The following is a 24,577-nucleotide window of genomic DNA, read 5'->3' on the forward strand; positions in this document are numbered from 1 at the left end:
AATGCTTTTCGCGAATGAATTCGCTCCTACAGGAATTGGCAGGAGCGGATTCATCCGCGAATAAAGCAACGCTATATCAGAGGCCGTAGCTCATCAGGCGCTCATAGCGACGTGCCAGCAGGGCATCATTATCCAACTTCTTGAGCATCGCCAACTGGCTGCTCAGCTCTGCACGAATGGTGGCAGACGCCGCAGCCGGGTCACGGTGCGCGCCGCCCAGAGGCTCGCTGATCACTTTATCAACGATACCCAGGCCCTTCAGGCGCTCGGCAGTGATACCCATGGCCTCGGCAGCATCCGGAGCCTTCTCGGCAGTTTTCCACAGAATCGACGCACAGCCTTCCGGGGAAATGACCGCATAGGTCGAATACTGCAGCATGTTCAACTGGTCGCACACGCCAATGGCCAGCGCACCACCGGAACCGCCTTCACCGATAACGGTAGCGATGATCGGCGTCTTCAGACGCGCCATGACCCGCAGGTTCCAGGCAATGGCTTCGCTCTGGTTGCGCTCTTCGGCGTCGATGCCCGGATAGGCGCCCGGCGTATCGATGAAGGTCAGGATCGGCATCTTGAAACGCTCGGCCATTTCCATCAGACGGCAGGCCTTGCGATAGCCTTCAGGACGCGGCATACCGAAGTTGCGACGCACCTTTTCACGGACTTCACGGCCTTTCTGGTGACCGATCACCATGACAGGCTGGTCTTCCAGACGAGCAATACCGCCAACAATGGCCGCGTCATCAGAGAAATGACGGTCGCCGTGCAGCTCATCGAACTCGGTGAAGATGTGTTCGATGTAGTCCAGGGTGTAAGGACGACGTGGGTGACGCGCCATGCGCGCGATCTGCCAGCTGGTCAGATTGCCGAAGATGCTTTCGGTGAGCGTATTGCTCTTGTCTTGCAGCCGGGCAATTTCATCGCTGATGTTCAGCGAGTTGTCATTACCGACCAAACGCAGTTCTTCGATCTTGGCTTGCAAGTCAGCGATAGGCTGTTCGAAATCAAGAAAATTCGGGTTCATAGGCATCCGTCTTGGGTCGACGGCCAAGAGGCCGGCCGGTTGATCCGTCAGCGCCCTGTCCCATGGAAAGAGCGCGTTCCGGTCGAGATTAAAAGTTCAGGCTGAGCCTAGTCGTTCAGCGATACTGGAGAAAGACGTTCTCACGTCCGAACTGGTCACGCAGAGCTTGAATCAAGCTGTCTGCCGGATCAATTCGCCACTCCTCGCCAAACTGCAATAATGCCTTGGCATCAGGTCCCGTGTAATCCAGCGTGATAGGGCACGCACCCCGGTGACGCTTGCACAGATCGCCCAGCCAGCGTAGCCGGTCGCCCTTGAGCGCATCGCAATGCACGGTCAGGCGCAGGCTTTCTGCCAGGTTGGTACGTGCATCCTCGATACTCATGACACGCTTGGCGCGCAGGCGCAGGCCACCGGAAAAATCGTCGTTGCTGATTTCGCCTTCGACTACCACCATAGCATCGGTCTGCAAAAGCGATTGCGCCGAATGGAACGCTTCGGCGAACAGTGAAGCTTCAATTCGTGCCGAGCGGTCGTCCAGGGTAATGAACCCCATCTTGTCGCCCTTCTTGTTCTTCATGACCCGCAGGGCAATGATCAGCCCCGCGATGGTCTGGGTATCGCGTGCGGGCTTGAGGTCGATGATCCGTTGGCGGGCGAAACGTCGGATCTCACCTTCGTACTCATCGATCGGGTGCCCGGTCAGGTAGAGCCCCAGGGTTTCCTTCTCGCCACGCAACCGATCCTTGAGGCTCAGCTCGCGGGTCTTGCGATGGTTGGCATAGACGTCGGCATCCTCTTCGACGAACAGGCCACCAAACAGGTCCGAGTGCCCGCTGTCACGGCTACGGGCAGTCTGCTCGGCAGCCTGGATCGCCTCTTCGAGCGCCGCCAGCAGCACTGAACGGTTGCGGTCGATATTGGCCTGATAGGCTTTTGGCTCTTGCTCGAAGTAAGGACCGAGACGATCAAGGGCGCCACTGCGAATCAGGCCGTCCAGCGTCCGCTTGTTGACCCGTTTGAGATCGACGCGGGCACAGAAATCGAACAGGTCCTTAAACGGACCGGCCGCACGGGCTTCGGTAATGGCCTCCACCGGCCCCTCACCCACACCTTTGATCGCGCCCAACCCGTAAAGAATCCGGCCATCGTCGCTCACCGTGAACTTGAACTCGGAAATGTTCACGTCCGGCGCATCGAGGCGCAGCTTCATGGTCCGCACTTCTTCGATCAAGGTCACGACCTTGTCGGTGTTGTGCATATCCGCAGACAACACGGCCGCCATGAACGGCGCCGGGTAATGGGTCTTGAGCCATGCGGTCTGGTAGGACACCAGACCGTAGGCGGCGGAGTGGGACTTGTTGAAGCCGTAACCGGCGAATTTCTCCACCAGGTCGAAAATGTTACCCGCCAGGTCCGGGTCGATATTGTTGGTCTTGCAGCCTTCGATGAAACCGCCGCGCTGCTTGGCCATTTCCTCGGGTTTTTTCTTACCCATCGCACGGCGCAGCATGTCGGCGCCGCCGAGGGTATAACCCGCCATGACCTGAGCGATCTGCATCACCTGTTCCTGATACAGAATGATGCCGTAGGTCGGTGCCAGTACCGGCTTGAGGCCTTCGTACTGGTAATCGACGTGGGGATAGGACAGCTCTGCACGACCGTGTTTACGGTTGATGAAGTCGTCCACCATCCCGGACTGCAAAGGCCCCGGACGGAACAGGGCCACCAGTGCGATGAGGTCTTCCAGGCAGTCGGGCTTGAGCTTCTTGATCAGCTCTTTCATGCCGCGGGATTCAAGCTGGAATACCGCGGTGGTTTCTGCCCGCTGCAACAACTGGTAGGTCGGCATGTCGTCGAGCGGGATGAAAGCGATGTCCAGAGGCTCTTCGTTGACCTTGGCGCGGTCGCGGTTGATGGTCTTGAGCGCCCAGTCAATGATGGTTAGCGTCCGCAGCCCAAGGAAGTCGAACTTCACCAGCCCCGCCGCCTCGACATCGTCCTTGTCGAACTGGGTCACCAGACCGTCGCCCGCCTCATCGCAATAGATCGGCGAGAAGTCCGTCAGCTTGGTCGGTGCAATAACCACGCCCCCGGCGTGCTTGCCGACGTTACGCACAACCCCTTCAAGCTTGAGGGCCATTTCCCAGATTTCAGCCGCTTCCTCGTCGACCTTGAGGAAGTCGCGCAGGATCTCTTCCTGCTCGTAGGCTTTTTCCAGGGTCATGCCCACTTCAAACGGAATCATTTTCGACAGACGATCAGCCAGCCCGTAGGACTTGCCCTGCACCCGCGCCACGTCACGCACCACAGCCTTGGCGGCCATGGAACCGAACGTGATGATCTGGCTTACCGCATTGCGGCCGTATTTCTCGGCCACATAATCGATCACCCGGTCGCGACCATCCATGCAGAAGTCGACGTCGAAGTCGGGCATCGATACCCGTTCCGGGTTGAGGAAGCGCTCGAACAGCAAGTCGTATTCCAGCGGGTCCAGGTCCGTGATCTTCTGCACATAGGCCACCAGCGACCCGGCGCCCGACCCACGACCCGGCCCTACCGGCACGCCGTTGTTCTTGGCCCACTGGATAAAGTCCATAACGATCAGGAAGTAACCGGGGAACCCCATCTGGATAATGATATCCAGCTCGAAATTCAGCCGGTCGACATAGACCTGGCGCTTGGCCTCATAATCTTCGGTCGTGTCCTTGGGCAGCAGAACCGACAGACGCTCCTCCAGCCCCTCGAACGACACCTTGCGGAAATATTCATCGATGGTCATGCCATCGGGGATCGGGAAGTTAGGCAGGAAGTGCGTGCCCAGCTTGACGTCGATATTGCAGCGCTTGGCGATTTCGACGGTATTTTCCAGCGCCTCGGGCAGATCGCTGAACAGCTCGGCCATTTCCTCGGGGCTTTTCAGGTACTGCTGATCGCTGTAGTTGTGGGAGCGGCGCGGGTCATCCAGCGCCCTGCCCTCACCGATGCATACACGGGTTTCATGTGCTTCGAAATCAGTCTGTTTGATGAAACGCACATCGTTGGTCGCAACCAGCGGTGCGCCATGACGATCGGCCAGGGCAACGGCAGCATGCAGATGCTCTTCGTCGTTGGTCCGGTTGGTGCGCTGCAATTCGATGTAGAAACGATCAGGGAAAATCGCCATCCACTCGCGCAACAGCTCATCGGCCTCACCCGGATTGCCGCCGAGCAGGGCCATGCCGATTTCGCCCTCCTTGGCCGCAGACAGGGCAATCAGCCCTTCATTGGCTTCGGCGATCCACTCACGCTCGACGATGATCAAGCCGTTGCGCTGGCCTTCGATAAAGCCTCGGGAAATCAGTTCGGTCAGATTGCGATAGCCCTGGGGATTCATCACCAGCAGGCTGATACGGCTGAGCTGGGCGTCTTCGTCCTTGCCTGCCAGCCACAGGTCGGCACCGCAGATCGGCTTGATGCCTGCGCCCTGGGCCGCCTTGTAGAACTTGACCAGCGAACACATGTTGTTCTGATCGGTCACCGCCACGGCAGGCATGTTCATACCGGCCAGGGCCTTGATCAGTGGTTTGACCCGGACCAGACCATCGACCAGTGAGTATTCGGTGTGCAGGCGTAGATGAACGAAAGAAGCCGGCATGGTGATCCTATAGCGCGAAAACACAAAAAACGAAGGTCAGGATTGTAGCGAGCCTTGGCCGATACGTCAGTCCTGCAACAACCCATTCGAGCTGAAGGACGAAGCAATCGAGATGGACTCACGCGCTTCCCAGGCCGCCCGTACCGGCCCGAAGGAACGACGATGAATAGGCGTCGGCCCAAGGCGGGACAGGGCTTCCAGATGCACGGCGGTCGGATAGCCCTTGTGCCCGCCCATGCCGTAACCGGGGTACATCAGCTCGAAAGCGGCCATTTCCCGGTCCCGGGTGACCTTGGCCAGAATCGATGCGGCGGCAATAGCCGGCACCTTGGCATCACCCTGCACCACCGGCGCACAGGGAATCGACAGTTGCGGGCAACGATTGCCATCGATCAATGCCAGTTTTGGCGTGATGCTCAGGCCTTCCACGGCACGCTTCATGGCCAGCATGGTGGCATGCAGAATGTTCAATTCGTCGATTTCATGGACTTCGGCGCGGGCAACGAACCAGCACAGGGCCTTCTCGCAGATCTCGTCGTACAGTTTCTCGCGACGGGCTTCGGTGAGTTTCTTGGAGTCATTGAGGCCCAGTATCGGCCTCGCAGGATCCAGAATCACCGCCGCGGTCACCACGTCGCCACAGAGCGGACCACGGCCCACTTCATCGACGCCCGCGACCAGATCCTCGACCAGATTGAAATCCAAACCTATTTGCATTGCTCGGGAACTCACAGTGAAGGCGAATGGCAAAGCAGGCTCAGCACCGCATCGGCAGCCTGATTGGAGGCGTCACGGCGCAGGGTGCGATGAATCTCGTCGAAACCTGCCGTCTGCGCCTGCCCGTCATCGAGCAGCGGCAGCAAAGTCCGGGCCAGCCCCTCGGGGGTTGCATCATCCTGCAGCAGTTCAGGCACCAGCAGGCGCTGGGCCAGCAGGTTCGGCAGGGAAACGTAAGGACTTTTGACCAGCCGCTTGAGTATCCAGAAAGTCAGCGGCGCCAGACGGTAGGCAACCACCATCGGCCGCTTGTACAACAAGGCTTCCAGGGTCGCGGTACCGGAAGCGATAAGGACCGCATCGCAAGCCGCCAATGCGGTATGGGAACCGCCATCGAGCAGCGTGACCGGTAAATCACGACCTTGCAGCAATTGCTCGACCTGCGCCCGACGCTGAGGGCTCGCGCAAGGCAGGACGAAACGTAAATCCGGACGCTGAGCCAGGAGGCGTTCGGCAGTCTCGAAGAACAGGCTCCCCAGGCGACCGACTTCACCGCCACGGCTGCCGGGCATCAGCGCAATCACCGGGCCATCAGCCAGGCCAAGCTCGGCGCGTGCAGCAGGACGATCGGACTCAAGAGGAATAGTATCGGCCAGCGGATGCCCGACAAAACGCACCGGCACGCCCTTCTCTTCGTAGAAACGGGCCTCGAACGGCAGCAGGGTCAACATCAGATCGCAGCCTTCGCGAATCTTCAGGACACGCTTCTGACGCCAGGCCCATACCGAAGGGCTGACGTAATGCACGGTCTTGATCCCGGCACGCCGCAGCTGAAGTTCGATATTGAGGGTGAAGTCAGGTGCATCGATACCGATGAACACATCGGGCTTCTCGTCGATGAGCGTCTGGACCAGCAACTTGCGTCGTGCCAGCAGCTCTCGCAGACGGCCCAGCACTTCCACCAGCCCCATGACCGACAGGCGCTCCATGGGAAAGCTGGAAACCATGCCCTCGGCTTCCATCAACGGGCCACCGACACCCATGAACTCTACATCGGGATGACGTGCCTTGATGGCACGCATCAGTCCCGAACCGAGAATATCGCCGGATGCCTCTCCAGCTACCAGAGCGATGCGCAATGAACCGGCCATGATCAGCGGGTGATACCGCGGGTCGACGTCTGGATTGACTGGAGGAAGATCGCGACTTCGGGAAACAACGAAGCAGGCTCAGCCAGCTCGGCAATCGCCTGATCCACGGTCAGCCCCTGACGATAGACAGTCTTGTAGGCCTTGCGCAGTGCATGAATGGCTTCTTCGGAGAAACCACGACGGCGCATGCCCTCGAAGTTCATGCTGCGAGCTTCGGCCGGGTTGCCAAACACCGTGACAAAGGCAGGTACATCCTTGCCGATCGCCGTGCCCATGCCTGAAAAGCTGTGAGCACCGATATGGCAGAACTGATGGACCAGGGTGAATCCGGACAGGATCGCCCAGTCGTCCACATGCACGTGGCCGGCCAGCGCCGTGTTGTTGACCAGAATACAGTGATTGCCGATGACGCTGTCATGCCCGATATGGGCGTAGGCCATGATCAGGTTATGGTCACCCAGAGTGGTTTCAGCGCGGTCCTGAATGGTACCGCGGTGAATCGTCACCCCTTCGCGAATCACGTTGTGATCGCCGATCACCAGGCGAGTGTCTTCGCCCTTGTACTTGAGATCGGGAGTGTCCTCACCTACCGAAGAGAACTGGTAGATGCGGTTATGCTTGCCGATCCGCGTCGGCCCCTTGAGGATGACATGCGGACCAACGACCGTACCCTCGCCAATTTCCACACCGGCTCCGATGATCGACCACGGGCCGACCTCAACATTGTCGGCCAGTACAGCCGTCGGATCGATGATTGCGCGAGGGTCAATCAAACTCATAGCTTGCGTTCCGCACAGATGATTTCTGCGGAGCATACAGGCTTACCGTCGACCGTGGCCTGGCATTCAAACTTCCAGATCTGGCGCTTGCTGCTCAGAAACTTCGCTTCCAGAACCAGCTTGTCGCCCGGAAGCACCGGCTGGCGGAAGCGCAACTTGTCCGAACCCACGAAATAGTAAATCGTGCCGTCGGCAGGTTTGGAGTCGAGCAGTTTGAAGGCAAGAATACCGGCAGCCTGAGCCATCGCTTCAATGATCAGGACCCCTGGCATGATGGGATGATCAGGGAAGTGGCCGTTGAAAAAGGGCTCGTTGACGCTGACATTCTTGTAGGCGCGAATGCTTTTATTCTCGATATCCAGCTCTGTCACGCGATCTACCAACAGAAACGGGTAACGATGAGGCAGGTATTCGCGAATTTCTTTAATGTCCATCATTTCGAGGGGAAGCCTGTAGTAAAGATTGGGAGTGCGTCGCTACTACGCAACACTCCTCTGCATCAAGGATGGCAGTTTATCGCCTGTACACACTTGATATGAAAAAGGTATCAGCCATCAGATGAAACATTACCGTTACAGGTCACTGTCTCGACGATCTTTTCCAGCTTCTGCAGCCGACGCGCCATGTCGTCGAGCTTGCGAATGCGCGCTGCACTCTTGCGCCACTCGCCGGCTGGCTGCATCGCAGTACCGGAAGAATAGGAGCCAGGCTCGGTAATCGAGTGGGTAACCATGGTCATACCGGTGATGAATACGCCATCACAGATATCGATATGCCCCACAAGACCTACACCGCCAGCCAGCATGCAGTGCTTGCCGATTTTCGTGCTTCCCGAAATACCGACACAGGCGGCCATTGCGGTGTGATCACCGATCTGGACGTTGTGGGCAATCTGGATCTGGTTGTCGAGCTTCACGCCGTTGCCGATCCGGGTGTCGGCCAGCGCGCCACGATCGATCGCCGTGTTGACGCCGATTTCCACGTCATCACCGATGCTGACACCGCCAATCTGGGCAATCTTCTGCCAGACGCCCTTCTCGTTGGCAAAGCCGAAGCCTTCGCCGCCCAGCACTGCGCCCGACTGGATGACCACACGCTTGCCAATGCGAACATCGTGATAAAGCGTCACGCGAGGAGCGAGCCAGCCGCCCTCGCCGATCTCGCAGCGAGCACCGATGAAGCAATGAGCGCCGATAGTCACGTTCGCGCCGATCCGCGCACCGCTTTCGATCACCGTATAGGCACCGATACTGGCAGCAGGGTCTACCTGGGCGTCCTCAGCGATGAGGGCCGTGGCGTGTACACCGGCAGCAGCCTTGGGCTTGGGATCGAACAGGTGGGAGATGCGTGCATAGGCCAGATACGGATCCGGCACCAGCAGCGCATCGCCCGCGTAGCCTTCAGCGTCTGCCGGCTTCAACAGCACCGCAGCAGCCCGGGCATCCGCGAGAAACTTGCGGTACTGTGGATTTGCCAGGAAGCTGAGCTGATCAGGGCCGGCCTCTTGTAAAGTGGCCAGCCCCGTAATGTTCTTGTCCTGGTCGCCACGTAACGTGGCGCCAAGGTACTCGGCCAATTGGCCGAGTTTGATGATTGTGCTCATGGATTATTTCAGCTGATTCATGCGCTCGATGACCTGGCGAGTGACGTCATACTGAGGTTTGACATCAATCACTGCACCGCGCTCGAACACGAGGTCGAAACCACCTTTCTTGATGACTTCTTCCACTGCCTGATCCAGCTTCGGCTTCAGTTGCTTGAGCATTTCGCGGTCAGCAACGGCCTTGGCTTCGTTCAGCTCCTTGGACTGGAACTGGAAGTCGCGAGCCTTTTGCTTGAATTCAAGCTCCAGGCGCTCGCGCTCAGGCTGAGCCATCTTGTCGCCGCCGCTTACCAGACGATCCTGGATGCCCTTGGCGCTGCTTTCCAGAGTCTTGAGCTTGGTCAGTTGGGGGCCGAATTTCTTCTCGGCATCCACGGCATATTTCTTGGCAGCATCGGATTCCAGCAGGGCCATCTGATAGTTCAGGACAGCGATTTTCATGTCCGCAAACGCAGGACCTGCGACGAGAACGGTTGCCAGCATTACCAATTGAGTCAACTTACGCACAATACACTCCTACAGAATTCGTTTCGTTATCAGGAATCAGACGCTTAGAAGGTCTGGCCCAGGGAGAATTGGAAAACCTGAGTTTCGGCTTCGTTGTCCGGCTTCTTGACCGGCATTGCCAGTGCGAAGCTCAGAGGACCGAGAGCGGTGATCCAGGTGACACCAACACCGACAGAACTTGCCATGCCGGAAAGGTCAATGTTGTTGCACTCGACCCTTTGACCATTGAGCGTCCTGTTGGAATCGCAATTTGAGTCAAATACGTTACCCACGTCCCAGAACACGGAAGTACGCAGGGAACGCTGATCCTTGATGAACGGCAGAGGGAACATGACCTCTACACCACCCTGAACCAGTACGTTACCACCGAATGGCAGCGGGTCCTGATCCGGGTCAGCGAGCGTACCGGCGTTGCGACCGGAACTTGGCGTGCTGCGAGGGCCCAGGGTGCTGTCCTTGAAGCCACGAACCGAGTTGAAGCCACCGGCATAGTAGTTTTCATAGAACGGCAGACCCGAGGTCGAACCGTAGCCGTCGCCATAACCCAGCTCGGTGTGCAGACGCAGGGTGTAGTTGTCGGTGATCGGGTGGAAATACTGTGCGCGGTAATCCAGTTTGTAGAACGACAGGTCGCTGCCCGGCAGAGTGGTTTCGAACACGAGGCTCTGGGAGTGACCACGGGTTGCCAGCACACCTTTGTTCAGGGTGGACTCGGACCAGCCGACGGAACCCTTGAAGTTCAGGAAGCTGTCGCCTTCCCTATTGATGAAATCGAAGATCTCGTCAACGGTGTAGGTACCGGTCTTGATCTTGTCCTGCTGAACGTTCAGGCCGTAGGTCAGACGCGACGTCTCGCTGATCGGGTAGCCCAGGTTGATACCGGCGCCCAGGCTGTCTACCGCATAGCTCGCCACGTCGACGTCGAGTTCGTCGTAGTTGGTCGTACGATAGAAGGCGCTGTAGCCCAGGCTCACACCATCGGCAGTCCAGTACGGATCGACATAGCTGAAGTTGTAACGGCTCTGGTATTCGCTACGGGTCAGGCCGATGCTGACACGGTTACCTGTACCCAGAAAGTTGTTCTGGCTGATGGAGCCACCGAGGATCAGACCGGCGCTCTGTGCAAAACCGACGCTGGCGGTGATCGAACCGGAAGCCTGCTCTTCAACTGCGTAGTTGACGTCCACCTGATCATCGGTGCCCGGCACGGCAGGCGTTTCGACGTTCACTTCCTTGAAGAAGCCCAGACGGTCCAGACGGGTTTTCGACTGGTCGATCAGGTAGGTCGAAGCCCAGCCGCCTTCCATCTGACGCATTTCGCGACGCAGCACTTCGTCCGCAGACTTGGTGTTACCACGGAAGTTGATACGGTTCACGTAGGCACGCTTGCCCGGATCGACCACGAAAGTGATGTCGACGGTATGGTCTTCGTTGTTCGGAGTCGGTACGCCGTTGACGTTGGCGAAGGTGTAGCCTTCGTTACCCAGACGACGGGTGATCAGCTCGGAAGTAGTGGTCATGACCTTGCGTGAGAACACCTGACCCGGCTGAACCAGCAACAGGGACTTGACCTGATCTTCAGGTACTTTCAGGTCGCCGCTGAGCTTGACCGACTTGACGCTGTATTTTTCGCCTTCGTTGACGTTGACCGTGATGTACACGTTCTTCTTGTCAGGCGTGATCGAAACCTGGGTCGAGGCGATATCCATGTTGATATAGCCGCGGTCCAGGTAGTAGGAACGCAGACGCTCGAGGTCGCCGGAAAGTTTTTCACGGGCGTACTTGTCGTCGTTCTTGAAGAAGGAAAGCCAGTTGGTGGTCTTGAGTTCAAACAGGTCGATCAGGTCTTCATCGGGGAAAACCGAGTTGCCCACCACGTTGATGTGCTGAATGGCAGCAACGGTGCCTTCATTGATGTTGATCTTCAGGCCGACACGGTTGCGCGGCTGAGGAACGACCTCGGCAGCAACTTCGGCAGAGTAACGGCCCTGGGCAACGTATTGACGTTGCAGCTCGTTACGCACGCCTTCGAGGGTCGCACGCTGGAAGATCTCACCTTCGGCCAGACCGGACTGTTTCAGCCCTTTCATCAGGTCTTCGGTGGAAATCGCCTTGTTGCCTTCGATTTCGATGCTCGCAACGGAAGGGCGCTCGACGACAGTAATGACAAGAACATTGCCATCACGTCCCAGCTGGATATCTTGAAAGAAACCGGTTTTGAACAACGCACGAGTAGCGTCAACCAGACGACCATCATCCGCCTGCTCACCCACGTTGAGCGGCAAGGCACCAAAGACGCTACCGGCGGACACCCGCTGCAGGCCGTTGACACGGATATCGGAGATGGTGAAGGACTCGGCGTGAACTTCGGCGATCATCAGTACGGCAAGAACCGCAGTTAGCAGCAGACGTTTCATGAAGTCCTTTCTTATTCCAACTGGCAATAAACAAACTGCCGCAAAATGCGGCAGATTTCGCAATACAGCAAGGACTTACAGTCGTCCCAGATCGTTGACCAGCGCGAGCAACATAACGCCCACCACCAGACTGATACCGATCTGAACTCCCCAACCTTGTACCTTTTCCGAAAGGGGGCGACCACGTGCCCACTCGATCAGATAAAACAGCAAATGCCCCCCATCAAGCACGGGGATCGGCAATAGATTCAGAACACCCAGGCTTATACTCAGATAAGCGAGGAAGTTCAGGAAATCGCCAATGCCCGACTGGGCTGAAGCGCCCGCCACTTTAGCAATGGTTATCGGTCCACTCAAGTTTTTTACCGAGAGCTCGCCGAACAACATTTTCCTGAGCGAATCCAGTGTCAGCACGCTCATGTTCCAGGTACGGCTGGCACCCTCGGCCACAGCGGCCAGAGGACCGTAGCTGACCTCGCGCAACATCTCGGGCGGCCAGTCGACACCTTTGACACCGGCCCCCAGGTAACCCGTTGCAGCTTTGCCCTCGCCACGCGCCGCCAGGGTCAGCGGAACGTCGAGTTGCGCACCGTCACGTTCGATTCGCAGAGAAATTCTTGCATCCGGGCGCTCGCGGACCCAGTCGACGACCTGTTGCCATTCGTTGAGCGGCTTGCCATCGACTGCCAGCAGCAGATCGCCGGTTTTCAGACCTGCCGCCTGGGCAGGGCCTTTGGGATCGAGTTCAGCCAATACCGGCGCCAGGGCCGGACGCCATGGGCGAATACCCAGGGAGCGGATCGGATCAGGCTCTTCGGCCCCCTTGAGCCAGTTATCCAGCGTCAGGGTGTGCGTGGTATCCACCGTCGAGCCCTCATCGCGAACCTTGACCGCAATGGTGCCGCTCTCGCCAAGGCGACGGACCAGTTGAAGATTGACGGCAGACCAGCCCGAAGTTGCCTTGCCGTCTACCGAAACGATTTCCTGGCCTGGGTTCAGACCGGCCTGCTGAGCGATACTGCCCGCCTCCACTGCACCGATGACCGGGCGAACCTGCTGGCTGCCCAGCATGGCCAGCGCCCAGAAAAACACGATGGCCAGCAGAAAGTTGGCGGCAGGGCCGGCAATGACGATAGCAATGCGCTGATACACAGTCTTGCGATTGAACGACTGATCAGCCAGATGCTCAGGCACATCGCCTTCGCGCTCATCGAGCATCTTGACGTAGCCGCCCAGAGGAATCGCTGCCACGACGAACTCGGTCCCGTGGCGGTCATGCCAGCGAACCAGCGGCGTACCGAACCCCACCGAAAAGCGGAGAACCTTGACGCCACAACGCCGGGCCACCCAGAAGTGACCGAATTCGTGAAAGGTAACCAGCACACCCAGAGCAATCAGGGTGCCAATGATCATATATAGCGCGCTCATCAACCTTCTCCGGGTGCCGGGATGCCGGCAACTGTGTTTATCATCGCAGCCGCAAAAGCCTGCTCCCGATGCATCACATCGACCCTGTCATCCATGTTCAGTTATCGTCCGTTTCGTTCCAGCCAAAGCCCTGCCAGAACACGCGCCTTTGCATCGGCCGCAAACACCGCATCGAGCTCTTCGACCGCAACGGCAGGCTCGAGATTCAGAACTTCCTCGATCATACCCGCGATTTCCAGATAACCAATACGCCTGTCGAGAAATGCAGCGACAGCCACTTCATTCGCAGCATTGAGCATGGCCGGAGCACTTCCTCCTGCCTGAGCCGCCTGCCGGGCCAGTCGCAGGCACGGAAAACGCTCCTCGTCAGGCTCCTCGAAATCCAGTTGACCGATACGGAACAGGTCCAGCGGCGAAACGCCAGAATCCATCCGCTGCGGCCAGGCCAGCGCATTGGCAATCGGGGTACGCATGTCCGGATTGCCAAGCTGCGCCAATACCGAACCATCCACATAATCCACCATCGAGTGGATCACGCTCTGGGGATGAATGACGACTTCAACCTGATCCGGGCGAGCATCGAACAGCCAGCAGGCTTCGATCAGTTCAAGCCCCTTGTTCATCATGGTCGCCGAATCCACGGAGATCTTGCGCCCCATGGACCAGACAGGATGCGCGCAGGCCTGCTCGGGAGTAACGTCATGCAGTTGCGCCAAAGGCGTCTTGCGAAACGGCCCGCCCGACGCGGTCAGGAGAATGCGCCTGACACCCACGACACTCAGGCCACGGGAAAAATCTCCCGGCAGGCATTGAAAGATCGCATTGTGCTCACTGTCGATAGGCAACAGCACCGCACCGCTTTGCCGGACGGCCTGTATGAACAGGGCGCCGGACATGACCAGCGCTTCCTTGTTTGCCAACAGAACCTTCTTGCCTGCCTCGACGGCCGCCAGTGTCGGCCGCAGACCGGCTGCACCGACAATGGCCGCCATGACAGCATCGACCTGAGGATGTGCGGACACTTCACACAATCCGCCCTCCCCCACCAGCACACGGGTATCGAGCCCGGCAGCAGCAAGATCATCCTGCAACTTGCGGGCGACATCCTGGGTAGGCACCACGGCAAAACGCGGCGTGTGCGTGATGCACAACGCCAGCAATTCCTTCAGGCGGGTGAAGCCGGTCAGTGCGAAAACCTGATACCGGCCCGGATGACGAGCGATGACATCCAGCGTGCTGAGACCAATCGAACCGGTAGCACCCAGGACGGTAATCTGTTGCGGCTTCACAGCACACCCCAGTCAGCAGCCCAGAGCAGCACGGCAAAAACCGGAATGGCAGCCGTCAGGCTGTCGATACGATCCAGCACGCCGCCATGACCGGGCAGCAGGTTGCTGCTGTCCTTGACGCCGGCCTGACGCTTGAACATGCTTTCGGTCAGGTCGCCGACCACGGAAATCAGGACGATGGCAGCCGCGCCCAGAAGAGCGACGATCAACTGCGAAACCGACCAGCCGCGGGAAAGACCTACGCCAGCAGTAATAAGCAGACTGACCACCAGACCACCATAAACACCTTCCCAGCTTTTACCCGGACTGACCTTGGGTGCCAGCTTGCGCTTGCCAAATGCCTTGCCGGAGAAATAGGCGCCAATGTCCGCCGCCCATACCAGCACCATGACCGCCAGAATCAATCCATTGCCCAGAGGCCATTGCTTGATAAGGATAAGTCCTTGCCAGGCAGGCAGCAGGATCAACAGACCAATGACCAGTTTGCAGGCAGCGCTCGCCCAGTAATCACTGGAGTCGGGGAATGTCAGAACCAGAAAGGTCGCCGCACACCACCAGATAACCGCCGCGACGAGAATCCAGGGCGCAAGGCCCGGCACCAGATACATGAGAAACAGCAACAAGGCGACTGCAGCGGCATAAGCCACTCGCATGCCTTGGGAAACAAGCCCTGCAAGCCTTGCCCATTCCCAGGCACCCAGCACCACGACCAGACCGATGAACAGGGCGAAGTCGGCGCCCTTGAGCAGGAAGAACCCGCAAAGAGCGACCGGCAGCAGGATGAGCGCAGTGATGATCCGTTGTTTCAGCATTAAACCCGGGCTCCAGCTTCGACCTGTTCGCTGGTTTTACCGAAGCGACGTTGGCGCGAAGCGAAATCGGCCAGCGCAGCGCGCATGGCATCGTGTTTGAAGTCCGGCCAGAACAGGTCGGAAAAATACAGCTCGGCATAAGCCAACTGCCAGAGCAGGAAGTTACTGATGCGGTGCTCGCCACCCGTACGGATACACAGGTCCGGCAACGGCAGATCGCCGGTTGCCAGACAGGTCTGCAACAGTTCGGGGGTGATGTCTTCAGGCTGCAGATGCCCGGCCTGAACCTCGCGGGACAGACGCTGGGCAGCCTGGGCGATATCCCACTGCCCACCATAATTGGCCGCGACCTGCAGGACGAAACTGTTGTTGCCAGCCGTCTGCTGCTCCGCCTCACGCATGGCCGCCTGAAGCTCGGGATGGAAGCGCGAGCGATCACCAATGATGCGCAGGCTGATGCCATTCTCGTTCAGACGACGGGTTTCGCGCCGCAGGGCTGTGAAGAACAACTCCATCAAGGCCCCGACCTCCTCGGCCGGACGCTGCCAGTTTTCGCTGGAGAACGCGAACAACGTCAGCACCTCGACCTTGGCCTCGGCACACACCTCAATGACCGCACGCACGGCATCAACGCCTGCCTTGTGACCCGCAACACCTGGCAGCAGACGCTTCTTGGCCCAGCGATTATTACCATCCATGATAATCGCGACATGACGCGGCACCGAAGACGATGCGGCCGGTTTTGTCTTTTCCATGAAAGCGCCCCGAACCTTATACGGCCATCAGGTCTGCTTCTTTCTGCTTCACCGCCACTTCGATGTCCGCAACGAACTTGTCGGTCAGTTTCTGGATGTCATCAGCAGCACGACGCTCTTCGTCTTCGCTGATTTCCTTTTCCTTGACCAGATCCTTGTACTGGCTCAGCGCGTCACGACGGATGTTTCGTACGGCAACACGTGCATCTTCGGCAGCGTCACGAGCCTGCTTGGTGAAGCCCTTGCGGGTTTCTTCGGTCAGGGCCGGCATGCTGATCAGCAGCAGTTCGCCCAGGTTGGTAGGGTTGAAGCCCAGACCGGAGCTCTGGATTGCCTTGTCGACCGCGCCCAGCATGTTGCGCTCGAACGCCACGACCTGAAGGGTACGGGAGTCCTTGACGGTGATGTTGGCCACTTGCTTGATCGGGGTATCGGAGCCGTAGTAAGGCACCATGACACCTTCGAGGATATCCGGGTGCGCCTTGCCAGTACGAATGCGGCTGAATGCGTGCGCCAGCGACTCGAGGCTCTTCTGCATACGAGTCTGAGCGTCTTTCTTGATTTCGTTGATCATTGTTGAACTTCCTCGATCAGGGTTCCTTCAGCGCCACCATGTACGATATTCAGCAGGGCGCCGGGTTTGTTCATATTGAAGACGCGCAACGGCATCTTGTGATCGCGACACAGGCAGATAGCCGTCAGATCCATTACACCCAGCTTGCGATCCAGCACTTCATCGTAAGACAGATGATCGAACTTCTCGGCATTCGGGTCCTTGAACGGGTCTGCGGTGTAGACGCCATCGACCTTGGTCGCCTTGAGGACGACATCGGCATCGATTTCGATCGCTCGCAGGCAGGCAGCCGAATCCGTAGTGAAAAACGGATTGCCGGTTCCGGCAGCAAAGATGACGACTTCCTTGGAATTGAGATGGCGCATGGCCTTGCGACGATCGTAGTGATCGGTCACGCCCATCATGGAGATGGCGGACATCACGATAGCCGAGATGTTGGCCCGCTCCAGCGCGTCACGCATTGCCAGAGCATTCATCACAGTGGCCAGCATGCCCATGTGATCGCCCGTTACCCGATCCATGCCGGCGGCACTCAGGGCTGCGCCACGAAACAGGTTGCCACCGCCGATAACCAGCCCGACCTGAACGCCGATACCCACCAGCTGGCCGACTTCCAGCGCCATGCGATCCAGTACCTTGGGGTCGATACCGAAATCTTCCGACCCCATCAGGGCCTCGCCGCTAAGCTTGAGTAGAATGCGTTTATAGCGAGCCTGATAACCACTGCCCTGCTGAGCCATTGCGAATCTCTCCTGCGGCGTTTTCTGAAAAAAATCTGTGCGGGCCGTTTCAGGCCTGCGCTTACTCTAGCTTGACGCTGCAAGAGCGTCTGGAGAATGCAGCCTTACCGGCCAATTCTCAAAGGGAAATTCCCTTTCTTTTTTGACAAAGAGGCCGCGCGCGTGAGCGGGCAGCCTCTTTGGGGCGACAGTTGTAAAACCGTCTTACTTCTGGCTTGCAGCTACTTGAGCAGCAACTTCTTCAGCGAAGTTGTCGACTGGCTTCTCGATGCCTTCGCCCACTTTGAAGTAGGTGAAAGAAACGATTTCAGCGCCAGCTTTCTTCGCCAGAGCACCAACGGTGATTTCCGGGTTCTTGACGAATGCTTGCTCAACCAGGCTGGCTTCGGCCAGGAACTTGGTGATACGACCGCTCACCATTTTCTCGACGATTTCAGCAGGCTTGCCTTTGATCTTGTCTTCGTTCAGTTGCAGGAAGACGCCCTTCTCGCGCTCGATCGCTTCAGCCGAAACTTCCGAAGGCAGCAGGAACTCAGGGTTGCTTGCAGCAGCGTGCATGGCGATGTCTTTGGCCAGCTCGGCGTCACCGCCTTTCAGAGCCACGACTACACCGATCTTGTTGCCGTGCAGGTAAGCATTGACCACGTCACCTTCGATGCGAGCCAGGCGACGGATGTTGACGTTTTCGCCAACCTTGGCAACCAGGGCGGTACGCTCGGCTTCCTGAGCTTCGATCAGCGGAGCTGCGTCAGTCAGCTTGTCAGCGAAAGCTTTTTCGATGCTGCTGTTCACGAAGTTCTTGAAGTCGTCCTGCAGAGCCAGGAAGTCGGTCTGGGAGTTGACTTCGATGATGACAGCAGCTTTGCCGTCTGCACCGACTTTAACGCCGATAGCGCCTTCAGCAGCAACGTTGCCTGCTTTCTTGGCAGCCTTGATGGCGCCGGAAGCACGCATGTCGTCGATGGCTTTTTCGATGTCGCCGCCAGCCTTGGTCAAGGCCTTTTTGCAATCCATCATGCCTTCGCCGGTACGCTCGCGCAGTTCTTTGACCAACGCTGCAGTAATCTCTGCCATTTCAAAATCCTCTTGGATAGGTTTTCAACCATTCCACCCGGGTAAACGGGCGTTCAAATTCTTGAAAAATCAGGGTGACAGCAACACATGACAAGCAGCCCACGGTCACGCCAACAAATCATTTTCGAGGGGGCAAAAAGGGGGCCAAGCCCCCTTTTCGCGTACTGAGTAAACGCTAAGCGTTTGTTACTCAGCCTTCTACAGCTGCTGCAGCTGGAGCTTCTTCGACGTATACGTCGGTGCCGCCAGCGACATTGTTGCGACCACGGATAACAGCGTCAGCCATCGAACCCATGTACAGCTGGATAGCGCGGATTGCGTCATCGTTGCCTGGGATGATGTAGTCAACGCCTTCCGGGCTGCTGTTGGTATCGACTACGCCGATAACCGGGATGCCCAGTTTGTTGGCTTCGGTGATAGCAATGCGCTCGTGATCAACGTCGATAACGAACAGTGCATCAGGCAGACCGCCCATGTCCTTGATACCACCCAGGCTGCGATCCAGTTTTTCCAGATCACGGGTGCGCATCAGGGCTTCTTTCTTGGTCAGCTTGGCGAAAGTACCGTCTTCAGCCTGTACTTCCAGCTCGCGCAGACGTTTGATCGACTGACGGATGGTCTTGAAGTTGGTCAGCATGCCGCCCAACCAGCGGTGATCGACGTACGGCGAACCGCAACGTGCTGCTTCTTCAGCAACGATCTTGCCAGCGGAACGCTTGGTGCCGACGAACAGAATCTTGTTTTTGCCCTGAGCCAGGCGCTCAACGAAAGTCAGAGCTTCGTTGAACATTGGCAGGGTTTTTTCAAGGTTGATGATGTGAATCTTGTTACGCGCGCCGAAAATGTACTTACCCATTTTCGGATTCCAGTAACGGGTTTGGTGACCGAAGTGCACACCGGCCTTCAGCATATCGCGCATATTGACTTGGGACATGATAGTTCCTTGATAAGTCGGGTTAGGCCTCCACGTATCCCAATGACCAACCAGTGGCGAGCCGCCAAAGGCACCCAGGTCATCGTGTCGACACGTGTGTGGGTTTAAGCTTCCAGGACGGACCTTGGAAAGCGGCGCATTTTATATCACAAAAGGAAAGCCAGCGAAACCCGAATCACACGCTTGTTTCTCCATCCTTTTGAAAACAGACAGATTCCCCTGTGTTTCCTTTATAGAAGGAAGCGCTAGTCATGAGCCCGGGTCTGATAGAATCGTCACTTTTCGCATTGACCGCGTGCAACCACGCAGAGAGAAATTCGAATGACCGTGACCCTCAAGACTCCAGAAGACATCGAAAAGATGCGCATCGCCGGTCGTCTGGCCGCCGAAGTACTGGAAATGATCACCCCCCACGTCAAGCCCGGTGTCACCACCGAAGAACTCGACCGCATCTGCCACGACTACATCGTCAACGAACAACAGGCGATTCCGGCGCCGCTCAACTACAAAGGCTTCCCCAAGTCGATCTGCACCTCGATCAACCATGTGGTCTGCCATGGCATTCCCGGCGAGAAGCAGCTCAAGAATGGCGACACCCTGAATATCGACATCACCGTCATCAAGGACGGTTATCACGGTGACACCAGCAAGATGTTTCACGTAGGCAAGGTGCCTGAGTGGGCCGAGCGCCTGTCGAAGATCACTCAGGAATGCCTGTACAAGGCCATCGAGATCGTCCGTCCGGGCACGCGCCTGGGGGATATCGGTTCGGTGATCCAGAAGCACGCCGAAAAGAACGGCTTCTCCGTCGTTCGTGAATTCTGCGGCCACGGCATCGGCAAGGTCTTTCACGAAGAACCGCAGGTACTGCATTATGGCGAGGCTGGCACCGGCATCGAGCTGCTTGAAGGCATGACCTTCACCATCGAGCCGATGATCAACCAGGGTCGCGCCGACACCAAGATTCTCGGCGACGGCTGGACCGCTATCACCAAGGATCGCAAACTCTCGGCACAATGGGAGCACACGATTCTGGTGACCGCTGACGGCTATGAGATTTTCACCCTGCGCAGCGACGACACCATCGCGCGGACATCAGCCTGACACGACCTGTTCGCCCGACACCCAGCCCGCACAGCCAGATATAGATATAAAGGAAAGCCGCTCCATGCCGCAGGTGGATCCCGATTTGTTCGACCGCGGCCAGTTCCAGGCCGAACTGGCCTTGAAGGCAAGCCCCATCGCCGCTTTCAAGAAAGCCATCCGCAAAGCGCGTGACGTGCTCGACGAGCGCTTTCGTGAAGGCCGGAATATTCGCCGCCTGATCGAGGATCGGGCCTGGTTCGTGGATAACATCCTGCAACAGGCCTGGGATCAGTTCGACTGGAGCGAAGACGCCGACATCGCCCTGCTGGCGGTCGGCGGCTACGGTCGTGGCGAACTGCACCCTTATTCGGATATCGACCTGCTGATCCTGCTGGACAGCGCCGATCACGAAGTCTTTCGCGACTCCATCGAGCGCTTCCTGACCCTGCTGTGGGATATTGGCCTTGAAGTCGGGCAAAGCGTGCGTTCTGTGGATGAGTGCGCCCAGGAAGGCATGGCGGACCTGACCGTCATCACCAATCTGATGGAAAGCCGCACCATCGCTGGCCCCGAGCACCTGCGCCAGCGGATGCTGGAAGTCACCAGCACGCAGCATATGTGGCCGAGCAAGGACTTCTTCCTGGCCAAACGCGCCGAACAGAAGAAACGGCACCACAAATACAACGACACCGAATACAACCTGGAGCCCAACGTCAAAGGTTCCCCCGGTGGCCTGCGGGACATCCAGACCATCCTCTGGGTCGCCCGGCGCCAATACGGCACCCTGAACCTGCACGCACTGGCGGGTGAAGGTTTCCTGCTGGAAAGCGAGAACAACCTGCTCGCCTCTTCCCAGGAGTTCCTCTGGAAAGTGCGCTACGCCCTGCACATGCTGGCCGGGCGATCCGAAGACCGGCTGCTGTTCGATTACCAGAGCAGCATCGCTGGCCTGCTGGGTTATCAGGACAGCGATGCGAAGCTGGCCATCGAACGCTTCATGCAGAAGTACTACCGCGTGGTCATGAGCATCGCCGAACTGAGCGACCTGATCATCCAGCACTTTGAAGAAGTCATTCTGGTGGAGGATGACGGCAGCAGCACGCAGCCGATCAATTCACGCTTCCAGTTGCATGACGGTTATATCGAAGCCACGAAGCCGAACGTCTTCAAGCGCACGCCGTTCGCCATGATCGAAATCTTCGTGCTGATGGCTCAACGCCCGGAGATCAAGGGCGTGCGAGCCGACACGATTCGCCTGCTGCGCGAACACCGGCACCTGATCAACGACGATTTCCGCAACGATATCCGCAATACCAGCCTGTTCATCGAGCTATTCAAGTGCGAGCAAGGCATCCACCGCAACCTGCGCCGGATGAACCGCTATGGAATCCTGGGCCTGTACCTGCCCGAATTCGGCCATATCGTGGGCCAGATGCAGCATGACCTGTTCCACATCTATACGGTGGATGCGCACACGCTGAACCTGATCAAGCACATGCGCAGGCTGCAATACGCCGATGTGGCCGAGAAATTCCCTCTGGCCAGCAAGCTCATGGCGCGCCTGCCCAAGCCGGAGCTCGCCTATCTGGCCGGTCTGTATCACGACATCGGCAAGGGACGCGGCGGCGACCACTCCGAACTGGGTGCCGTGGATGCCGAGGCCTTCGGCATACGCCACCATCTGCCAGCATGGGACACACGCCTGATCGCCTGGCTGGTCAGCAACCATCTGGTGATGTCCACCACCGCGCAGCGCAAAGACCTTTCCGACCCTCAGGTCATCCACGACTTCGCGCAGTTCGTCGGCGACGAGGTGCATCTGGATTACCTCTATGTACTGACCGTCGCCGACATCAACGCAACCAACCCGACGCTCTGGAACTCCTGGCGCGCCAGCCTGCTGCGCCAGTTGTATACCGAAACCAAGCGGGCCTTGCGCCGCGGACTGGAAAACCCGGTCGACCGCGAAGAACAGATTCGTCGTACGCAGATTGCAGCCCTGGACATCCTGGTGCGCAACGGCATCGACCCGGACGATGTGGAACAGCTCTGGTCAGCCCTGGGTGACGATTACTTCCTGCGCCATACCGCTGGCGATGTGGCCTGGCACAGCGATGCCATCCTGCAGCAGCCTGCCGATGGCGGCCCGTTGGTGCTGATCAAGGAAACCACCCAGCGCGAGTTCGAGGGCGGCACCCAGATTTTCATCTACGCACCGGACCAGCATGACTTCTTCGCTGTGACCGTGGCCGCGATGGACCAGTTGAACCTGAACATCCATGACGCCCGCATCATTACGTCCAGCAGCCAGTTCACCCTCGATACCTATATCGTGCTGGACAACGATGGCGGTTCAATCGGCGACAATCCCGAGCGAACCCGGCAAATCCGTGACGGCCTGACCGAAGCGCTGCGCACCCCGGACAACTACCCGACCATCATCAAGCGTCGCGTACCGCGCCAGCTCAAGCATTTTGCCTTCGCGCCCCAGGTGACCATCCACAACGATGCTCAACGCCCGGTGACCGTGCTGGAACTGCTGGCCCCCGACCGCCCAGGACTGCTGGCACGCATCGGCAAGATTTTTCTGGAGTTCGACCTGTCCCTGCAAAACGCCAAGATCGCGACCCTGGGAGAGCGAGTGGAAGACGTGTTTTTCATCACCGACGCCAACAATCAACCACTGTCTGATCCTCAGTTATGCAGCCGCCTGCAGGAAGCCATCGCCAAGCAATTGAGTGTCAATTCCGAGCCGGACAGCAGTTTGCGGATCAGTATCTAACGAATCGACTCGGCGCTCAGCCATTGAGGACCCAGCATCATGAACAACGCCATGCAACAGCTTCAGCCTTACCCGTTCGAGAAGCTTCGCGCCCTGCTCGGCAGCGTGACGCCCAACCCGGACAAGCGCCCCGTGGCCTTGTCTATCGGCGAGCCGAAGCATCGTTCACCCGAGTTCGTCGCCAAGGCCCTGGCCGACAACCTCGATCAAATGGCGGTCTATCCAACGACGCTGGGTATCCCGGCCCTGCGCGAAGCCATTGCCGGCTGGTGCAACCGTCGTTTCAATGTGCCCGAAGGCTGGATCGATCCGGCACGCAACGTACTGCCGGTCAACGGCACCCGCGAAGCGCTGTTTGCCTTCACCCAGACCGTGGTCAACCGCAGCGACGATGGCCTGGTGGTCAGCCCCAACCCGTTCTATCAGATCTACGAAGGCGCAGCATTCCTGGCCGGCGCTCAGCCGCACTACCTGCCTTGCCTGAGCGAAAACGGTTTCAATCCCGATTTCGACGCTGTCACACCTGATATCTGGAAGCGCTGCCAGATCCTGTTCCTGTGCTCGCCCGGCAACCCGACCGGCGCGCTGATCCCGCTGCCGACCCTGAAAAAGCTGATTGCCCTGGCCGACGAATACGATTTCGTGATCGCCGCGGACGAGTGCTACAGCGAGTTGTACTTCGACGAGCAGACACCGCCGCCCGGCCTGCTCACCGCCTGCGCCGAACTGGGCCGCCAGGACTTCAAGCGTTGCGTGGTCTTCCACAGCCTGTCCAAGCGCTCCAACCTGCCAGGCCTGCGTTCAGGCTTCGTGGCCGGTGACGCCGACATCCTCAAGGCTTTCCTGCTGTACCGCACCTACCACGGCTGCGCCATGCCGGTTCAAACCCAACTGGCCAGCATCGCAGCCTGGAATGACGAAGAACACGTACGCGCCAACCGCGACCTGTATCGCGAGAAGTTCGACGCAGTCCTGGAAATCCTCGCCCCCGTGCTGGATGTCCAACGCCCGGATGGTGGTTTCTACTTGTGGCCAAACGTGGGCAAGGACGACGCCGAATTCTGCCGCGACCTGTTCGCCGACCAGCATGTAACGGTTGTGCCGGGCTCCTACCTGTCCCGCGAAGCCAATGGCGTCAACCCTGGCGCTGGCCGCGTACGCCTGGCGCTGGTTGCACCGCTGGCCGAATGCATCGAAGCCGCCGAGCGGATTCGCGCCTTTATCACACGCTGAGTGTTGCGATTCCATGGCACGCAATGTGCCATGGA

The 24,577-nt window shown here is 58.3% G+C and carries 20 protein-coding genes; 3 read left to right on the plus strand and 17 right to left on the minus strand.

Going from position 1 to position 24,577, the window contains the following annotated elements; translation table 11 throughout:
- Positions 1–76: 76 nt before the first annotated feature.
- The 17 genes from CKW23_RS03525 to rpsB form a co-directional block, all read right to left on the minus strand.
- Positions 77–1,024: an acetyl-CoA carboxylase carboxyltransferase subunit alpha gene (locus tag CKW23_RS03525; protein WP_025258960.1), complete on the minus strand. Its 948-nt coding sequence runs from the start codon at positions 1,022–1,024 to the stop codon at positions 77–79.
- 115 nt (positions 1,025–1,139) lie between these two features.
- Positions 1,140–4,661, minus strand: a complete 3,522-nt coding sequence (gene dnaE, locus CKW23_RS03530; protein WP_025258959.1) for a DNA polymerase III subunit alpha — start codon at positions 4,659–4,661, stop codon at positions 1,140–1,142.
- Positions 4,662–4,727: 66 nt separating this feature from the next.
- Positions 4,728–5,378, minus strand: coding sequence for a ribonuclease HII (rnhB, locus tag CKW23_RS03535; protein WP_025258958.1), 651 nt, complete (start codon positions 5,376–5,378; stop codon positions 4,728–4,730).
- 11 nt (positions 5,379–5,389) lie between these two features.
- A complete protein-coding gene (gene lpxB / locus CKW23_RS03540; RefSeq protein ID WP_095067035.1) occupies positions 5,390–6,529 on the minus strand; it encodes a lipid-A-disaccharide synthase in 1,140 nt (379 codons plus the stop codon).
- Between the two features lie 2 nt (positions 6,530–6,531).
- Positions 6,532–7,308, minus strand: a complete 777-nt coding sequence (gene lpxA, locus CKW23_RS03545; RefSeq protein WP_025258956.1) for an acyl-ACP--UDP-N-acetylglucosamine O-acyltransferase — start codon at positions 7,306–7,308, stop codon at positions 6,532–6,534.
- A complete protein-coding gene (gene fabZ / locus CKW23_RS03550; protein ID WP_025258955.1) occupies positions 7,305–7,745 on the minus strand; it encodes a 3-hydroxyacyl-ACP dehydratase FabZ in 441 nt (146 codons plus the stop codon). The genes lpxA and fabZ overlap by 4 nt, the downstream gene beginning before the upstream one ends.
- A 110-nt stretch (positions 7,746–7,855) precedes the next feature.
- Positions 7,856–8,911, minus strand: coding sequence for a UDP-3-O-(3-hydroxymyristoyl)glucosamine N-acyltransferase (gene lpxD, locus CKW23_RS03555; RefSeq protein ID WP_095067036.1), 1,056 nt, complete (start codon positions 8,909–8,911; stop codon positions 7,856–7,858).
- 3 nt (positions 8,912–8,914) lie between these two features.
- Positions 8,915–9,418 carry an OmpH family outer membrane protein gene (locus CKW23_RS03560; RefSeq protein WP_025258953.1) on the minus strand — a complete coding sequence of 168 codons (504 nt, stop codon included), beginning with the start codon at positions 9,416–9,418 and terminating at the stop codon, positions 8,915–8,917.
- Between the two features lie 44 nt (positions 9,419–9,462).
- Positions 9,463–11,835 (minus strand): outer membrane protein assembly factor BamA, encoded by a 2,373-nt coding sequence (bamA, locus tag CKW23_RS03565; RefSeq protein WP_025258952.1) that lies wholly within the window; start codon positions 11,833–11,835, stop codon positions 9,463–9,465.
- Between the two features lie 75 nt (positions 11,836–11,910).
- Positions 11,911–13,263, minus strand: a complete 1,353-nt coding sequence (rseP, locus tag CKW23_RS03570) for a sigma E protease regulator RseP (protein WP_095067037.1) — start codon at positions 13,261–13,263, stop codon at positions 11,911–11,913.
- A 101-nt stretch (positions 13,264–13,364) separates the two neighbouring features.
- Positions 13,365–14,552, minus strand: a complete 1,188-nt coding sequence (gene ispC, locus CKW23_RS03575) for a 1-deoxy-D-xylulose-5-phosphate reductoisomerase (RefSeq protein ID WP_025258950.1) — start codon at positions 14,550–14,552, stop codon at positions 13,365–13,367.
- Positions 14,549–15,364, minus strand: a complete 816-nt coding sequence (locus CKW23_RS03580; protein ID WP_025258949.1) for a phosphatidate cytidylyltransferase — start codon at positions 15,362–15,364, stop codon at positions 14,549–14,551. Before CKW23_RS03580 ends, ispC begins: the two co-directional genes overlap by 4 nt.
- Positions 15,364–16,119 (minus strand): polyprenyl diphosphate synthase, encoded by a 756-nt coding sequence (uppS, locus tag CKW23_RS03585; RefSeq protein ID WP_025258948.1) that lies wholly within the window; start codon positions 16,117–16,119, stop codon positions 15,364–15,366. Before uppS ends, CKW23_RS03580 begins: the two co-directional genes overlap by 1 nt.
- 16 nt (positions 16,120–16,135) lie before the next feature.
- Positions 16,136–16,693: a ribosome recycling factor gene (gene frr, locus CKW23_RS03590; protein WP_025258947.1), complete on the minus strand. Its 558-nt coding sequence runs from the start codon at positions 16,691–16,693 to the stop codon at positions 16,136–16,138.
- Positions 16,690–17,433, minus strand: coding sequence for a UMP kinase (pyrH, locus tag CKW23_RS03595; RefSeq protein ID WP_025258946.1), 744 nt, complete (start codon positions 17,431–17,433; stop codon positions 16,690–16,692). Before pyrH ends, frr begins: the two co-directional genes overlap by 4 nt.
- Before the next feature lie 204 nt (positions 17,434–17,637).
- Complete coding sequence (gene tsf / locus CKW23_RS03600) at positions 17,638–18,507, minus strand: translation elongation factor Ts (protein WP_025258945.1); 870 nt, start codon at positions 18,505–18,507, stop codon at positions 17,638–17,640.
- Positions 18,508–18,697: 190 nt separating this feature from the next.
- A complete protein-coding gene (gene rpsB / locus CKW23_RS03605) occupies positions 18,698–19,441 on the minus strand; it encodes a 30S ribosomal protein S2 (protein WP_025258944.1) in 744 nt (247 codons plus the stop codon).
- A 321-nt stretch (positions 19,442–19,762) separates the two neighbouring features.
- Here rpsB and map point away from each other — a divergent pair, with 321 nt between their 5' ends.
- The 3 genes from map (at position 19,763) to dapC (ending at position 24,542) form a co-directional block, all read left to right on the plus strand.
- Complete coding sequence (gene map / locus CKW23_RS03610; protein WP_025258943.1) at positions 19,763–20,545, plus strand: type I methionyl aminopeptidase; 783 nt, start codon at positions 19,763–19,765, stop codon at positions 20,543–20,545.
- Between the two features lie 64 nt (positions 20,546–20,609).
- Positions 20,610–23,309 (plus strand): [protein-PII] uridylyltransferase, encoded by a 2,700-nt coding sequence (locus CKW23_RS03615; RefSeq protein ID WP_025258942.1) that lies wholly within the window; start codon positions 20,610–20,612, stop codon positions 23,307–23,309.
- 39 nt (positions 23,310–23,348) lie between these two features.
- Positions 23,349–24,542, plus strand: coding sequence for a succinyldiaminopimelate transaminase (gene dapC, locus CKW23_RS03620; protein ID WP_025258941.1), 1,194 nt, complete (start codon positions 23,349–23,351; stop codon positions 24,540–24,542).
- Positions 24,543–24,577: the final 35 nt, after the last annotated feature.

The sequence above is a fragment of the Pseudomonas sp. Irchel 3A18 genome (assembly GCF_900187465.1).
Classification (GTDB): Bacteria; Pseudomonadota; Gammaproteobacteria; order Pseudomonadales; family Pseudomonadaceae; genus Aquipseudomonas; species Aquipseudomonas cichorii.

Bases quoted from the DNA above. Each gene is read 5' to 3' on its own strand.
- CKW23_RS03525 (WP_025258960.1), bottom strand. From the start codon at position 1,024: ATGAACCCGAATTTTCTTGATTTCGAACAGCCTATCGCTGACTTGCAA.
- dnaE (WP_025258959.1), bottom strand. From the start codon at position 4,661: ATGCCGGCTTCTTTCGTTCATCTACGCCTGCACACCGAATACTCACTG.
- rnhB (WP_025258958.1), bottom strand. From the start codon at position 5,378: ATGCAAATAGGTTTGGATTTCAATCTGGTCGAGGATCTGGTCGCGGGC.
- lpxB (WP_095067035.1), bottom strand. From the start codon at position 6,529: ATGGCCGGTTCATTGCGCATCGCTCTGGTAGCTGGAGAGGCATCCGGC.
- lpxA (WP_025258956.1), bottom strand. From the start codon at position 7,308: ATGAGTTTGATTGACCCTCGCGCAATCATCGATCCGACGGCTGTACTG.
- fabZ (WP_025258955.1), bottom strand. From the start codon at position 7,745: ATGATGGACATTAAAGAAATTCGCGAATACCTGCCTCATCGTTACCCG.
- lpxD (WP_095067036.1), bottom strand. From the start codon at position 8,911: ATGAGCACAATCATCAAACTCGGCCAATTGGCCGAGTACCTTGGCGCC.
- bamA (WP_025258952.1), bottom strand. From the start codon at position 11,835: ATGAAACGTCTGCTGCTAACTGCGGTTCTTGCCGTACTGATGATCGCC.
- rseP (WP_095067037.1), bottom strand. From the start codon at position 13,263: ATGAGCGCGCTATATATGATCATTGGCACCCTGATTGCTCTGGGTGTG.
- CKW23_RS03580 (WP_025258949.1), bottom strand. From the start codon at position 15,364: ATGCTGAAACAACGGATCATCACTGCGCTCATCCTGCTGCCGGTCGCT.
- uppS (WP_025258948.1), bottom strand. From the start codon at position 16,119: ATGGAAAAGACAAAACCGGCCGCATCGTCTTCGGTGCCGCGTCATGTC.
- frr (WP_025258947.1), bottom strand. From the start codon at position 16,693: ATGATCAACGAAATCAAGAAAGACGCTCAGACTCGTATGCAGAAGAGC.
- pyrH (WP_025258946.1), bottom strand. From the start codon at position 17,433: ATGGCTCAGCAGGGCAGTGGTTATCAGGCTCGCTATAAACGCATTCTA.
- tsf (WP_025258945.1), bottom strand. From the start codon at position 18,507: ATGGCAGAGATTACTGCAGCGTTGGTCAAAGAACTGCGCGAGCGTACC.
- rpsB (WP_025258944.1), bottom strand. From the start codon at position 19,441: ATGTCCCAAGTCAATATGCGCGATATGCTGAAGGCCGGTGTGCACTTC.
- map (WP_025258943.1), top strand. From the start codon at position 19,763: ATGACCGTGACCCTCAAGACTCCAGAAGACATCGAAAAGATGCGCATC.
- CKW23_RS03615 (WP_025258942.1), top strand. From the start codon at position 20,610: ATGCCGCAGGTGGATCCCGATTTGTTCGACCGCGGCCAGTTCCAGGCC.
- dapC (WP_025258941.1), top strand. From the start codon at position 23,349: ATGAACAACGCCATGCAACAGCTTCAGCCTTACCCGTTCGAGAAGCTT.